At 70.9% G+C, this 13,743-nt stretch carries 14 protein-coding genes; 2 read left to right on the top strand and 12 right to left on the bottom strand.

Annotated elements, in window-relative coordinates; all coding sequences use genetic code 11:
- Positions 1 to 24 precede the first annotated feature (24 nt).
- The 9 genes from ASC54_RS09565 to ASC54_RS09525 all read right to left on the bottom strand — a co-directional run bounded on the left by ASC54_RS09565 (position 25) and on the right by ASC54_RS09525 (position 7,698).
- Positions 25 to 924 carry a F0F1 ATP synthase subunit gamma gene (locus ASC54_RS09565; protein ID WP_055860403.1) on the bottom strand — a complete coding sequence of 300 codons (900 nt, stop codon included), beginning with the start codon at positions 922 to 924 and terminating at the stop codon, positions 25 to 27.
- Positions 925 to 1,011: 87 nt separating this feature from the next.
- On the bottom strand, positions 1,012 to 2,646 hold the full coding sequence (gene atpA, locus ASC54_RS09560; protein ID WP_055860400.1) for a F0F1 ATP synthase subunit alpha: 1,635 nt from the start codon (positions 2,644 to 2,646) through the stop codon (positions 1,012 to 1,014).
- 58 nt (positions 2,647 to 2,704) lie between these two features.
- A complete protein-coding gene (locus tag ASC54_RS09555) occupies positions 2,705 to 3,496 on the bottom strand; it encodes a F0F1 ATP synthase subunit delta (protein WP_055860397.1) in 792 nt (263 codons plus the stop codon).
- Positions 3,497 to 3,498: 2 nt separating this feature from the next.
- On the bottom strand, positions 3,499 to 4,050 hold the full coding sequence (locus ASC54_RS09550) for a F0F1 ATP synthase subunit B (RefSeq protein ID WP_055860394.1): 552 nt from the start codon (positions 4,048 to 4,050) through the stop codon (positions 3,499 to 3,501).
- Positions 4,051 to 4,060: 10 nt separating this feature from the next.
- A complete protein-coding gene (gene atpE / locus ASC54_RS09545; RefSeq protein ID WP_055860391.1) occupies positions 4,061 to 4,294 on the bottom strand; it encodes an ATP synthase F0 subunit C in 234 nt (77 codons plus the stop codon).
- 46 nt (positions 4,295 to 4,340) lie between these two features.
- Entirely contained in the window at positions 4,341 to 5,150 is an 810-nt protein-coding gene (gene atpB, locus ASC54_RS09540) for a F0F1 ATP synthase subunit A (protein ID WP_369813329.1), read from the bottom strand.
- A gap of 162 nt (positions 5,151 to 5,312) precedes the next feature.
- On the bottom strand, positions 5,313 to 5,771 hold the full coding sequence (locus tag ASC54_RS09535; protein WP_055860383.1) for a hypothetical protein: 459 nt from the start codon (positions 5,769 to 5,771) through the stop codon (positions 5,313 to 5,315).
- Positions 5,768 to 7,024: an MraY family glycosyltransferase gene (locus tag ASC54_RS09530; protein ID WP_082515024.1), complete on the bottom strand. Its 1,257-nt coding sequence runs from the start codon at positions 7,022 to 7,024 to the stop codon at positions 5,768 to 5,770. The genes ASC54_RS09535 and ASC54_RS09530 overlap by 4 nt, the downstream gene beginning before the upstream one ends.
- Positions 7,021 to 7,698, bottom strand: coding sequence for an L-threonylcarbamoyladenylate synthase (locus tag ASC54_RS09525; protein ID WP_055860381.1), 678 nt, complete (start codon positions 7,696 to 7,698; stop codon positions 7,021 to 7,023). The genes ASC54_RS09530 and ASC54_RS09525 overlap by 4 nt, the downstream gene beginning before the upstream one ends.
- A gap of 85 nt (positions 7,699 to 7,783) precedes the next feature.
- Here ASC54_RS09525 and ASC54_RS09520 point away from each other — a divergent pair, with 85 nt between their 5' ends.
- Positions 7,784 to 8,407: an HAD-IA family hydrolase gene (locus ASC54_RS09520; RefSeq protein WP_055860378.1), complete on the top strand. Its 624-nt coding sequence runs from the start codon at positions 7,784 to 7,786 to the stop codon at positions 8,405 to 8,407.
- Between the two features lie 42 nt (positions 8,408 to 8,449).
- On the top strand, positions 8,450 to 9,613 hold the full coding sequence (locus ASC54_RS09515; RefSeq protein ID WP_055898613.1) for a N(5)-(carboxyethyl)ornithine synthase: 1,164 nt from the start codon (positions 8,450 to 8,452) through the stop codon (positions 9,611 to 9,613).
- A gap of 4 nt (positions 9,614 to 9,617) precedes the next feature.
- Here ASC54_RS09515 and prmC read toward each other — a convergent pair whose 3' ends face one another.
- Genes prmC through rho form a run of 3 tightly spaced genes read right to left on the bottom strand, consistent with a single transcriptional unit; the run spans position 9,618 to position 13,705 of the window.
- Complete coding sequence (gene prmC, locus ASC54_RS09510) at positions 9,618 to 10,475, bottom strand: peptide chain release factor N(5)-glutamine methyltransferase (protein ID WP_055898611.1); 858 nt, start codon at positions 10,473 to 10,475, stop codon at positions 9,618 to 9,620.
- Positions 10,476 to 10,497: 22 nt separating this feature from the next.
- Entirely contained in the window at positions 10,498 to 11,580 is a 1,083-nt protein-coding gene (gene prfA / locus ASC54_RS09505; protein ID WP_055898609.1) for a peptide chain release factor 1, read from the bottom strand.
- A gap of 40 nt (positions 11,581 to 11,620) precedes the next feature.
- Positions 11,621 to 13,705, bottom strand: a complete 2,085-nt coding sequence (gene rho / locus ASC54_RS09500; RefSeq protein ID WP_055898606.1) for a transcription termination factor Rho — start codon at positions 13,703 to 13,705, stop codon at positions 11,621 to 11,623.
- Positions 13,706 to 13,743 lie beyond the last annotated feature (38 nt).

Genomic DNA, 13,743 nt, shown 5'->3' with positions numbered 1-13,743 from the left:
GGGTTCGTCCCTTTTTCTCGGTGCTTACTTCGCCGAGACGAGGGCGTCTGCGCCGCCCACGATCTCGGAAATCTGCTGGGTGATCTCGGCCTGGCGGGCGTTGTTCGCCAGACGGGTGTACTCGCGGATGAGCTTGTCGGCGTTGTCGGTGGCCGACTTCATGGCCTTCTGACGTGCGGCGTGCTCGGAGGCGGCCGACTGCAGCATCGCGTTGAAGATGCGGCTCTCGATGTACACGGGCAGGAGCGCGTCGAGCACGTCGTCGACCTCGGGCTCGAACTCGTAGAGCGGGAGCACGTCGGTCGAGCCCGGCTCCTCGACGCCGTCGACGACCTCGAGGGGCAGGACGCGCACGATCTCGGGAGTCTGCGTGACGAGGCTGACGAAGCGGTTGTAGACGATGTGGATCTCGTCCACGCCCTCCGACTCGCCGCCCGCGATGAACGCCTCGACGAGCGTGTCGGCGATGTCCTTCGCGGTCTCGAACGTCGGCTGGTCGGTGCCGCCCATCCACTCCTTCGCCGCGGCGCGGCGACGGAAGGCGTAGTACTGAACGGCCTTCCGACCGACGAGGTAGTTGACGACCTCTCGCCCCTCTCCCTCGAGCCGCGTGCGCAGCTCGTTGGCCTCGCGGATGACCTGCGAGCTGAAGCCGCCGGCGAGGCCGCGGTCGGAGGTGAAGACGACGACGGCCGCGCGGCGGGGGTTCTCGCGCTCGGTCGTCAGCACGTGGTCGACGTTCGAGTACGTGGCCACGGCCGAGACGGCGCGCGTCACGGCACGGGCGTAGGGCGCCGACGCGGCCATGCGCGCCTGAGCCTTCTGGATCCGCGAGGCGGAGATGAGCTCCATCGCACGCGTGATCTTCTTGGTCGTCTGGGCAGACCGAATCTTCTGCCGGTAGACCCGAAGCTGCGCTCCCATGTCTCTCTTTCTGTCGGAGGGGTGAGGATGTCCGGTGCCGGTACGCGGCGGGCCCTGCGCCGTGGAGGTGCGGGCCCGCCGTCGCGCCTAGCGCTTGCGGCGGACGATCTTCTCCTGGTTGATGTCGTCGGCCTCGGTCTCGTCGAACTCCTCGTGACCGGCGTGGACGCCGCCCTCGGCACCGCCCTGGAACTCGAGGACGAAGGCGTCGACCGCCTTCTCGAGCTCGGCCTCGGTGTCGCCGTCGAGCACGTTGGTGTCGCGCAGCGTCGTGAGGATCGAGGTGTTGCGGTGGAGGTGGTCGAGCAGCTCGCGCTCGAAGCGGAGGACGTCGTCGACGTCGATCGTGTCGAGCTTGCCCTTCGTGCCGGCCCAGATCGAGACGACCTGCTCCTCCACGGGGTACGGCGAGTACTGCGGCTGGCGCAGGAGCTCGGTCAGACGGGCGCCGCGCGCGAGCTGACGACGGCTGGCCGCGTCGAGGTCGGAGGCGAACATCGCGAACGCCTCGAGCGAGCGGTACTGCGCGAGCTCGAGCTTCAGTGTTCCGGAGACCTTCTTGATGCTCTTCACCTGCGCGTCGCCGCCGACGCGCGAGACCGAGATTCCGACATCGACCGCGGGACGCTGGTTGGCGTTGAAGAGGTCGGACTGCAGGAAGATCTGGCCGTCGGTGATCGAGATCACGTTGGTCGGGATGTACGCGGACACGTCGTTGGCCTTGGTCTCGATGATCGGCAGGCCCGTCATCGATCCCGCCCCGAGCTCGTCCGAGAGCTTGGCGCAGCGCTCGAGCAGCCGGGAGTGCAGGTAGAACACGTCACCGGGGTACGCCTCGCGCCCCGGAGGACGACGGAGGATGAGGGACACGGCGCGGTAGGCCTCGGCCTGCTTCGACAGGTCGTCGAAGATGATCAGGACGTGCTTGCCGCCGTACATCCAGTGCTGGCCGATGGCCGAGCCCGTGTAGGGCGCGAGGTACTTGAAGCCCGCGGGGTCGGACGCCGGTGCGGCGACGATCGTCGTGTACTCCATGGCGCCGGCCTCCTCGAGCGCGCCCTTCACGGCCGCGATCGTCGAGCCCTTCTGACCGATCGCGACGTAGATGCAGCGGACCTGCTTCGAGACGTCGCCCGACTCCCAGTTGGCCTTCTGGTTGATGATCGTGTCGATCGCGATCGCCGTCTTGCCCGTCTGGCGGTCGCCGATGATCAGCTGGCGCTGGCCGCGGCCGACCGGGATCATCGCGTCGATGGCCTTGATGCCCGTCTGGAGAGGCTCGTGCACGCTCTTGCGCTGCATGACGCCGGGCGCCTGGAGCTCGAGGGCGCGGCGACCCTCCGCGGCGATGTCGCCGAGGCCGTCGATCGGGACGCCGAGCGGGTCGACGACGCGGCCGAGGTAGCCGTCGCCGACGGGGACGGAGAGGACCTCGCCCGTGCGGGTCACCTCCATGCCCTCGACGATGCCGGTGAACTCGCCGAGCACGACGACGCCGATCTCGCTCTCGTCGAGGTTCTGCGCGAGGCCCAGCGTGCCGTCGGCGAACCGCACGAGCTCGTTGGCCATGACGCCCGGGAGGCCCTCGACGTGCGCGACGCCGTCACCGGCGTCGGTGACGCGACCGACCTCGGTCGCGACCGCGGCGCCGGGAGCGTAGCCCTTGGCGAAGTTCTTCAGCGCGTCGCGGATCTCGTCCGGGCTGATCGTCAGTTCTGCCATGTTCTTCCCTTTTCGTTCGGGCCCGGAGTGGGGCCCGTTCTGATGTGACGGCGAAGGCCTAGCCGGCCAGCCGGAGCTTGAGTTCGGTGAGTCGGGCCGCGACGCTTCCGTCGATGACCTCGTCCCCGACCTGGATGCGGACGCCGCCGATGACGGACGGGTCGACGATCTGGTCGATCGAGAACGCCCGGCCGTAGCGGCGCGCCAGGCTCGCGTCGACGGCCACGCGCTGCTCGCTCGTGAGCGGTCGAGCGACCGTGACGGTCGCGACCCCGCGACCGGCGGTGTCGGCCACGAGCTCCGCGCCGTGGCGCACGAGGGCGCCGATGCGACGGCCGCGCGGCTGCTGCACGAGGTGGCCGGCGATGGCGACGGTCTGCGCGCTCGCGGAGGAGGCGAGCAGGCTCGTCACGAGACCGAGCTTGCCCTCGGCGTCACCGCGCTTGCTGCCGATCGCGAGCTCGAGCTCGGGGTCGGAGGCGACGGCGCGAGCGAAGGCGAACAGCTCGCCCTCGACCGAGACCGTGCTCGGCGCGGTGGCCGCGACAGCGCGGATCCCGATCTCCTCGATGCCGGCCAGCAGCTCGTCCCCGCTCGACCAGCGGCTCGCGACCATGCCCTCGAGCAGGGTGCGGGCCGAGGTGGGCATGCTGCCGAAGATCGTGCCGATCAGGCCCGCCTTCGCCTCGGGCGTCGCCGAGGTGTCGGTGAGCGCGTTCACGAGCTGAGGCGAGGAGCCGATCGTCCGCGCGGCGAACAGCAGCTGCTCACCGGCCGCCAGATCGATGCCCTGAGCGGAGGCCAGCGCGCTGCGGGCCGACTCGAGGGCGCTTCTCGTCGCTGATCCCATGCCTACTTGGCCGCCTTCTCGGAGGACTCGAGCTCGGCGAGGAAGCGGTCGACGAGGGCCGTGGCCTTCGTGTCGTCGGCGAGCGATTCGCCGATGACGCCGCTCGCGAGGTCGAGCGCGAGCGAGCCGACCTCGGCGCGCAGCGAGACGAGCGCCGCCTGGCGCTCCGCCTCGATCTGCTGCTGAGCGGTCGCCGTGATGCGCGCGGCCTCCGTGCTCGCCTGCTCCTTGAGCTCGGCGAGGATGGCGCCGCCGTCGACGCGAGCCTGCTCGCGGATCTTCGACGCCTCGGCGCGGGCCTCGGCGAGGAGCTTGTTGTACTCCTCGAGCGCGGCCTTCGCCTCGGCCTGAGCCGACTCCGCCTGCTTGATCCCGCCCTCGATCTTGGCGCTGCGCTCGTCGAGCGTGGCCTGCATGCGCGGAAGGACGACCTTCCAGAACACGAGCAGGACAAGCAGGAACGGGATGATCGAGTAGACGATGTCGTACCACGCCGGAATCAGCGGGTTGACGGCTTCGCCCTCCTCCGCCGCGATGATGAGTGCTTCGAGCACGAGCGATTCCTTAGACGAAGATGAAGTAGGTCGCGATACCGATGAAGGCGAGCGCCTCGGTGAACGCAATACCGATGTACATGAGGACCGTCAGGCGGCCCTGGAGCTCGGGCTGGCGGGCGACCGACTCGATGGTCTTGCCGACGACGATGCCCACGCCGATAGCGGGGCCGATCGCGGCGAGGCCGTAGCCGACCGTCGCGATGTTGCCGTTGATCTCGGCGAGAACGGTGTTTGCGTCCACGAGGGGTGTTTCCTTCCGTGTTGGATGAACCGAGCGGGAGCTCGGTCTAGTGCTCTTCCGCCAGCGCGAGCTGGAGGTAGACAGCGGTCAAGAGGGTGAAGACGTAGGCCTGCAGCACGGCGACGAGGATCTCGAAGAACGTGAACGCCACACCGAAGAGCTGGGTGCCCACACCGGCGAGGATCCATCCGCCGCCGAGGTCGGTCATGAAGAAGGCCGACGCCGAGAAGAACAGCACGAGAAGCAGGTGGCCGACGACCATGTTCATGAGGAGTCGGAGCGTCAGCGTGATGGGCCGCAGGACGAACATCGAGACGAACTCGATCGGCGTCACGATGATGTAGAGCGGCCACGGCACGCCGGGCGGGAACAGCGCGTTGCGGAGGAACGCGCCGGGGTGCTTGCGAAGGCCCGCGTAGATGAACGCGATGTACGAGGCGACGGCGAGCACGAGCGGGAGGCCGATGACCGCGGTGCCGGCGATGTTGATCCCCGGGATGATGCCCGTGAGGTTCAGGAACAGCACCAGGAAGAAGATCGTCGTCAGCAGCGGGAGGAAGCGGCGGCCGTCCTTCTTGCCGAGCAGGTCCTCCGCGATGTTCACGCGGACGAGGTCGAGACCCATCTCGACGGCGCCCTGGAAGCGGCCGGGGACCAGCTGCATCTTCCGGGTGCCGAGCCAGAACACGAGGATCAGCAGCGCGACGACGACCAGGCGCAGCAGCATGATGCGGTTCAGCTCGAAGAACTCATTGCCTTCGAAGAGGATCGCGGGAGGGAAGAAGTCGAGGATCGACGGACCCGAGAAGCCTCCCTCGGAACCTTCTTCGGTCGCGAACGGGAGCAGGGGGATCAGGGCGGCAGCGCTCAGGGGAGTCTCCAGAATCGGGGCGGCACACAGGTGTGCCGCGGCGATCGGCAGTTGCCCTCACCCTATCAAGGAAAAGGGGCCAGACCGAATCGGCATCGGGTGCTCGGGGGGGCCCGCGCGGCGGCCCGGCGGGGCCGCAGCGGGGTGCTACGGGCGGGCCGTCGGGCGGGGATCGCTCACGTACGGGACGCGCGCTCGCGCCACCGCGACGAGGTCGACCACGAGCCCGCCGAGGACGGCGATGACGAGGGTGACGAAGAGCACTGCGGGCTCGACGAACGGCGCATCGCGCAGGGTGAAGACGAGCACGAGGAAGAGCGCGAACTTCAGCAGCCAGGCTCCGAGCACGATCCCGAAGTAGGCGGGCGAGAGCAGGTCGCCCTTCGTCACCCGGTCGGCGAGCAGGATGCTGCCGGCGGTCACGGCGAGGAACACGAAGCCCATGCCGGCGCCGATGAGTCCGCTGAGGAGACCGGGGAGCTCGGCGACGAGCGCTCCGACGATGCTGCCGACGACCGCGATCGCGACGCTCAGGGAGGCGCCGTAGACGAGGGAGAGCCGCAGCGCGGGGGCGGCGGAGGATCGGGGGCGGTCGGCGGCGGTCATCGGGTCTCCTCCGGCAGGCGACGGGATCGGGTCAGGGTGTCGAAGACGGGGTCGTTCTCGTCGAACTCCGCGTCGATCGGGGGCGCGGCGGCGTCGAGCGGGTCGAACCGCGCGAGGGGACCGTCGGCGTCGTGGCTCGACTGCGCCGCGGCCTCGGCGCGCTTCCGGGTACTCAGGGGCGCGAGCGTCACGACCGTGCACGCCATGAGCCCGAGGACGACCGCCGTGAGCGCCCATCCCCACGGCACGAACATGAACAGGAGGGTGCCGATCGCGATGACGGCCGTCCAGGCGTAGAAGATCAGCACGGCGTGGAAGTGGCTGTGCCCCATGTCGAGCAGGCGGTGGTGCAGGTGGAGGCGGTCGGCGCTGAAGGGGGACTTGCCCGCCCGCAGGCGCCGCAGCACCGCGAGCCCGAAGTCGAGCAGGGGCACCACGAGGACCGCGAACGGCAGCAGGAGCGGGATGAAGGCCGGCAGCAGCTGGCTGCGATCGATCGAGCTCGGGTTGATCTGCGAGGTGACGGTGATCGTCGAGATCGCCATCAGCATGCCCACCACGAGCGCCCCGCCGTCGCCCATGAACATCTTCGCCGGGTGCCAGTTGAGGGGCAGGAAGCCGGCCGTCGCCCCCAGGAGCACCGCCATCGTGAGCGAGGCGAGGTTGAACGCCGACTGGTTGGTCGTGATCGACAGGATGTAGCTGTAGATGAAGAAGACGCCGCCCGCGATGAGCGTGACTCCCGCGACGAGACCGTCGAGGCCGTCGATGAAGTTGACGGCGTTCATCACGAGCACGATCGCGAGGACCGTCACGATGAGCGACAGGGTCGGCGAGAGCACCGTGATGCCGTTCTCCGGGCCGATGGGCAGCGAGACGATCTGCAGGCTGGCCCAGGCGAGGAAGCCGGCGATGAGGATCTGGCTGGCCAGCTTGGTCATCCAGTCGAGGTCCCATAGGTCGTCGGCGACGCCCACGACGAGCATGACCGCCGCCGCCGCCACGATCGCGAGGATCGGGAAGGGGTCGGAGTACACCCGCTCGAACCAGCTGATCTGCGAGGCGACCGCGAGGGCGATCGCGACCCCGAGCACGATGCCGATGCCGCCGAGGCGGGGGGTGGGGCGCGTGTGCACGTCCCGGTCCCGGATGCCCGGGTACAGCTTGAATCGGTGGCTGAGAGCCAGCACCGCCGATCCGACCGCGAAGCTCGCGATCGCGGCGATCAGAGCGACGAGGGCGTAGAAGGTCACGCGATGCGCTCCGCGCCGACGACGCGGGCGATCTCATCGTCGGGGATGACGCCGTGGCGCACGATGCGCAGCCGCCCGTCGGGCAGGTGGAGGCTCGTCGCGTCGACGATCGTCGAGCCCGGGTCGCGCGCGGGGTCGCGCCCCTCCCCCACGGCGCCGCCGTCGAGGTAGACGGCGACCCGGTCGCCGAGCATGTCGAGCGCCTCCTGCGCGGTCCGCGCGGCGGGCTGCCCGCTGATATTGGCGCTCGAGACGGCGAGCGGTCCGGTGTCGGCGAGCAGGTGCAGCGCGTGGCGGTTGTCGGGCATGCGCAGGGCGACCGTGCCGCGCGTCTCGCCGAGATCCCACACGAGCGACTCGCGCGCCTCGACGATCACCGTGAGCCCGCCCGGCCAGAACTCGGCGACGAGGGCCTCGACCTCCGGCGGCACGCTCTCGGCGAGGGCGGCGAGGGTCGGGATGCCCGGGATGAGCACGGGAGGCGGAGCGTCGCGCCCGCGCTCCTTCGCATCGAGCAGCCGCTGGACGGCCTCGGGGCGGAACGCGTCGGAGGCGACGCCGTAGACGGTGTCGGTCGGGAGGACGACGAGCTCGCCGCGCCCGATGGCGCCTCGAGCCGCGCGCAGACCGGCGAGCAGCTCGGCCTCGACGGAGCAGTCGAACACGGTGGTCATGATGCGTTCATCGTAGTGGGGCATGCTTGGAGGGCCGCCCTGGCGCGGCTCCTCCCCCAGTCGACCGAACGGGATCCCGACGCGCATGAGCCTGCTCTTCCTCTTCGACATGGACGACGTCCTGTACGACTACGACTGGCGCACCCGCATGGCCGACCTCACGGCCATCACGGGGCACGACCTGCACGAGCTGCGGCGCCGGTGGTGGATCTCCGGGCTGGAGTGGCAGGCCGAGGCGGGGACACCGGCGACGCCCGAGGCGTACCTGGCCGCGGTGAACGCGTCGATCGGCGCGGACATCCCCGTGACGGAGTGGGTGCGGATCCGCGCGGAGGCGACGCGACCGCGGCCGGACGCCCTCAGTGCGGTGCGTCGGGCGAGCGAGCTGGGGCGCGTCGCGCTCCTGACCAACAACGGCATCCTGATCCACGATCAGCTGCACGTCGTCGCGCCCGAGCTCGTGCCCATCATGGGCCGCGAGAACATGCACGCGAGCGCCGCGTTCGGGGCGCGCAAGCCCGACCCGCTCGTCTACGCGCGCGTGCTCGAGCACTACGGCGTCGCCGCCGAGAGCGCCTTCTTCGCGGATGACCGGCCCGAGAACATCGAGGGCGCCGCCTCGATCGGCATCACCGCGCACCTCTACCGCGACGCGGCCGGGCTGCGCGCGGCGATCGAGGAGTTCGCCGCCGAGGCCCAGGCGGCCTAGCGGCCCCGGCGCTCGGCCGGAGCGCCCCCTCTACAGTGGGGTATGACCTCCCCCTCCCCCGCGCCCGGCCTTCTGCGCCTCGGCGTCGTCGCGAGCTCGCGCAAGCCCGACGAGCACCGCCTGCCGATCCACCCCGGGCACCTCGAGCGCATCGACGCCGATCTGCGCGCGCGCATGACGCTCGAGCGCGGATACGGGGCGCGATTCGGCATCGCGGATGCGGAGCTCGAGCCGCTCGTGGGCGCCATGGCCGACCGGGCCGAGGTCATCGCCGAGGCCGACATCGTGCTGCTGCCCAAGCCGCAGGCCGCCGACCTCGCGGAGCTGCGCGAGGGCCAGGCGCTCTGGGGCTGGCCGCACTGCGTCCAGGACCGCGCGATCACCCAGCTCGCGATCGACAGGCGCCTGACCCTCATCGCCTGGGAGGCGATGAACCACTGGCGCTCCGACGGCGGGTTCGGGCTGCACGTGTTCCACAAGAACAACGAGCTCGCCGGCTACTGCTCCGTCATCCACGCCCTCCAGCTGTGCGGCTCGACGGGCGACTACGGCCGCCGCCTCAGCGGGGTCGTGATCGGATTCGGAGCCACCGCCCGCGGCGCCGTGACCGCGCTCAATGCGCACGGCATCCACGATGTGCGCGTGCTCACGAACCGCGACATCGCCGCGGTCGGCTCGCCGATCCCGTCGGTCGACATCGTGCAGTTCGAGCACGACGCCGCGTCGCCGTTCGCGAGCACCGTCAACACCGACGACGGACCCGTCGCCCTGCCCGAGTTCCTCGCCGCCAACGACATCGTCGTCAACTGCACGCTGCAGGACCCGAACGCCCCGCTCACGTACCTGCGGGAGGACGACCTCGGCGCATTCCGCCCCGGCAGCCTCATCATCGACGTGTCGATCGACGAGGGCATGGGCTTCAGCTGGGCGCGGCCGACCTCGTTCGCCGACCCGATGCTCACGATCGGCGACTCGACGAACTACTACGCCGTCGACCACAGCCCGTCGCTGCTGTGGAACTCGACGACGTGGGAGATCAGCGAGGCGCTCATGCCGTTCCTCCGCACCGTCATGGAGGGCCCGGCGTCGTGGGCGGCGTCCGACACCATCGGCCGCGCGATCGAGATCGAGGACGGCCGCGTGCGCAATCCCGCGATCCTGGCGTTCCAGGGACGGTCGGCGGAGTACCCGCACGCGCTCGCCTGAGCGGTCAGCGGCGCGCGGTCGTCGCGCGGTCGCGGCCGAGCAGGTCGCGGTGGCAGGCGATCGCCGAGAAGCCGTCGGCGCGGAGGATCGCGCCGATGTCGGCCGCCTGCAGCTCGCCGTGCTCGATGACGAGCGCGCCGCCGGGGCGGAGCAGACGGCGGGCCGTCCGGGAGAGCGCGCGCACGGCATCCAGGCCGTCCTCGCCGGAGTAGAGCGCCGCGGCCGGATCGAACAGCCGGACCTCGGGGTCGCGTGGCACCGCGCCGAGAGGGATGTACGGAGGGTTCGAGGCGACGACGTCGACGAGGCCGTCGAGCTCGGGCAGCGCATCGGCGAGGTCGCCCTCGACGAGGCGCACGCGGCCGTCGCCGTGGCGCTCGATGTTGCGAGCGGTCCAGGGCAGGGCATCCGCCGACTTCTCGACCGCGACGACCCGGGAGTGCGGCACCTCCGTCGCCATCGCGAGGGCGATCGCGCCGCTGCCGGAGCCCAGGTCGACCGCGAGCGGATCAGGGCTCGGCACGAGCGCGAGCGCGTCGATCGCGAACTGCACGACGAACTCGGTCTCGGGGCGCGGGGTGAAGACTCCGGGGCCGACCTCGAGCTCGAGCGAGCGGAACGGGGCGAGGCCCGTGATGTGCTGGAGCGGCTCGCGCGCGGCGCGACGCGTGACCGCCGCGCGGATGGCGGCCGCGGCATCGTCGGCGACGACGGAGGAGATGAGCGCGCGGGCCTGGACTCCCCCGCGCGAGAGGCCCAGCACGTGACCGATGAGGAGGTCGGCGTCGACCTCGGGGGCGGGCACCCCTCCGGCCGCGAGGGCGTCGATCGCCTCGCGCCGCAGCGCGTCGATCGTCGTCATGAGCGGATGCCCGTGGCCGGGCTCAGGAGGCGCTCTCGCCGAGCGCGGCGAGACGGGCCTCTTCGTCTGCCTGGATGCACGACTCGATGACCGGGCCGATGGCGCCGTTCATCACCGCGTCGAGGTTGTAGGCCTTGTAGCCGGTGCGGTGATCGGCGATGCGGTTCTCGGGGAAGTTGTAGGTGCGGATGCGCTCGGAGCGATCCATGCCGCGGATCTGGCTCTTGCGCGCGTCGCTCGCCGCGGCGTCGATCTCCTCCTGCTGCTTGGCGAGGATGCGCGCGCGCAGGACGCGCATGGCGGCCTCGCGGTTCTGGATCTGGCTCTTCTCGTTCTGCATCGACACGACGATCCCGGTCGGCAGGTGCGTGATGCGCACCGCCGAGTCGGTCGTGTTGACGCTCTGCCCGCCGGGGCCGGAGGAGCGGAAGACGTCGATCTTGAGGTCGTTCTGGCTGATCTCGACCTCCTCGGGCTCGTCGACCTCGGGGAACACGAGCACGCCCGTCGTCGAGGTGTGGATGCGGCCCTGCGACTCGGTGGCCGGCACGCGCTGGACGCGGTGCACGCCTCCCTCGTACTTCATGCTCGCCCAGACGCCCTGCGAGGGGTCGGTCGCGTTCGACTTGATCGCGACCTGGACGTTCTTGAAGCCGCCCATGTCGCTCTGCGTGGAGTCGAGGACCTCGACCTTCCAGCCGCGCGACTCGGCGTAGTACGAGTACATGCGCAGCAGGTCGGCGGCGAAGAGCGCCGACTCCTCGCCGCCCTCGCCTCCCTTGATCTCCATGATCACGTCGCGGCCGTCGTCGGGGTCGCGCGGGATCAGCAGGCGCCGCAGCTTCTCCTGCGTCGTCGTCACGCGCTCCTCCAGGCTCGGGACCTCCTCGGCGAAGGCCTCGTCCTCCTTCGCGAGCTCGCGCGCGGCGACCAGGTCGTCCTGCGCCTGCACCCAGACCTCGTGCGCGTGCACGATGCGGCTGAGCTCCGCGTAGCGGCGGTTGAGCTTCTTGGAGCGCGCCGCATCGGCGTGCACCGCGGGGTCGGCGAGCTGCTCCTGCAGCGCCTCGTGCTCGGCGATGAGTGCGGCGACCGAGTCGAACATGGGTACTCCCTCGTGGGGCGGGGGCTTCGGGCCCCCGCGATCAGTCCTCCTTGTGGGCGGGCTGGGTGCGGTCGGCCTGCGGCAGCGCCTTCTGGATCTGCACGAGGAACTCGACGTTCGACGCGGTCTCCTTCAGCTTGCCCAGGACGACCTCGAGCGACTGCTGCGTGTCGTGGCCGGCGAGGGCGCGGCGCAGGCGCCAGGTGACCTTGACCTCCTCCGAGCCGAGCAGCATCTCCTCGCGGCGCGTGCCGGAGGCGGAGATGTCGACGGCGGGGAAGATGCGCTTGTCGGCGAGCTGGCGCGAGAGGCGGAGCTCCATGTTGCCGGTGCCCTTGAACTCCTCGAAGATCACCTCGTCCATCTTCGAGCCGGTCTCCACGAGCGCGGTCGCGAGGATGGTCAGCGAGCCGCCGTCCTCGATGTTGCGCGCGGCGCCGAAGAAGCGCTTCGGCGGGTAGAGGGCGGCCGAGTCGACACCGCCCGAGAGGATGCGCCCGCTCGTGGGCGCCGTGACGTTGTACGCGCGACCGAGCCGCGTGATCGAGTCGAGGAGGACGACGACGTCGTGACCGAGCTCGACGAGGCGCTTCGCGCGCTCGATGGCGAGCTCGGCGACGGTCGTGTGGTCCTCGGCGGGGCGGTCGAAGGTCGAGGCGATGACCTCGCCCTTCACCGAGCGCTGCATGTCGGTGACCTCCTCGGGACGCTCGTCGACGAGCACGACCATGAGGTGGACCTCGGGGTTGTTCTTCGCGATGGCGTTGGCGATGGCCTGCAGCACGAGGGTCTTGCCCGCCTTGGGGGGCGAGACGATGAGGCCGCGCTGGCCCTTGCCGATCGGGGCGACGAGGTCGATGATGCGCGTCGACAGCTTCTGCGGCTCGGTCTCCAGGCGCAGGCGCTCCTGCGGGTAGAGCGGCGTGAGCTTGCCGAACTCGACGCGCGCGGCGGCCTCCTCGACGGTCTGGCCGTTGATCGAGTCGATCGAGACGAGCGCGTTGTACTTCTGGCGGCCCTGGCTCTCGCCCTCGCGCGGCTGCCGGATCGCGCCGACGACGGCGTCGCCCTTGCGCAGGTGGTACTTCTTCACCTGGCCGAGGGACACGTAGACGTCGCTCGGTCCGGGCAGGTAGCCCGTCGTGCGCACGAAGGCGTAGTTGTCGAGCACGTCGAGGATGCCCGCGACGGGGATGAGGACGTCGTCCTCGCCGACCTCGGGCTCGAAGTCGTCGCCCGCGGGACCCCGACCGCGCTTGCGGTCGCGCCCGCGGCCGCGGCCGCGGCCATCGGCGTCCTGGTCGGCGCGCTCGCTCTGCGGGCCGTTCTGGTTCTGCTGGCCGCGCTCGTTCTGCGGGCCGTTCTGGGCCTGCTGGCCGCGCTGGTTCTGCTGGCCGTTCTGGCTCTGCTGGCCGCCCTGGGACTGCTGTCCGTTCTGGGCGTCCTGGCCGCGGGCGCTCTGGCGTCCGGCGGGGGCTGCGTCGCCCTGCTCGGCCTGCTGACCTCCCTGGTTGCGGTCGCGGTTGCGGCGGTTGCGGTTGCGGTTTCGACCGCGTCCGCCCGCGCTGTCGGGGTCGTCGTCTGCGGTCTCGGCGTCGCTGGAGCGGTCGGTGTCGACGGACGCATCGGCGGGCGCGACCTCGACGCCCGCAGCGGCGCCGGCGGCGTGCTCGCGAGCGGAGCGGCGGCCCGAACGACGGGCAGCGGGCGACTCGTCGCCCTCGGCGGCGGCGTCGCCTCCGCCGGTGGACGCGGTCGGCGCTGCCACGGCCGGTGCCGCCTCGGTCGCGGCGGGCTCGGTCGCGGCGGGCTCGGTGGGGGCCGCGGTGACGGTGCCGCTCGTGACGCGACGCGAGCCGCGGCGCGCGGGCGCCTCGGTGCGGGCCGCGGGAGCGTCGGGCGCCTCGGGCGCCTCGGCCGGCGCGGTCTCGGTCGACAGGTCGGCGTCGACGTCGACGCTCCCGCCGCTCTGAACGGCGACGATCGCCGCGAGCAGGTCGCCCTTGCGGAGCTTGGAGACCCCGGTGATGCCGAGCTCGGTCGCGAGCTGCTGCAGCTGCGGGAGCTTGAGGGAGGTCAGGTCGGATGCGGTCGCGCCCGAGGCGCGATCGGTGATGTCAGTCACGGAGGTGGTGTCCTTTCGACTCCGGGCATGGTGCCGCG

The organism is Yonghaparkia sp. Root332, from assembly GCF_001425665.1.
Taxonomy (GTDB): domain Bacteria; phylum Actinomycetota; class Actinomycetes; order Actinomycetales; family Microbacteriaceae; genus Microcella.
This window is presented reverse-complemented; position numbering and strand designations above follow the sequence as displayed.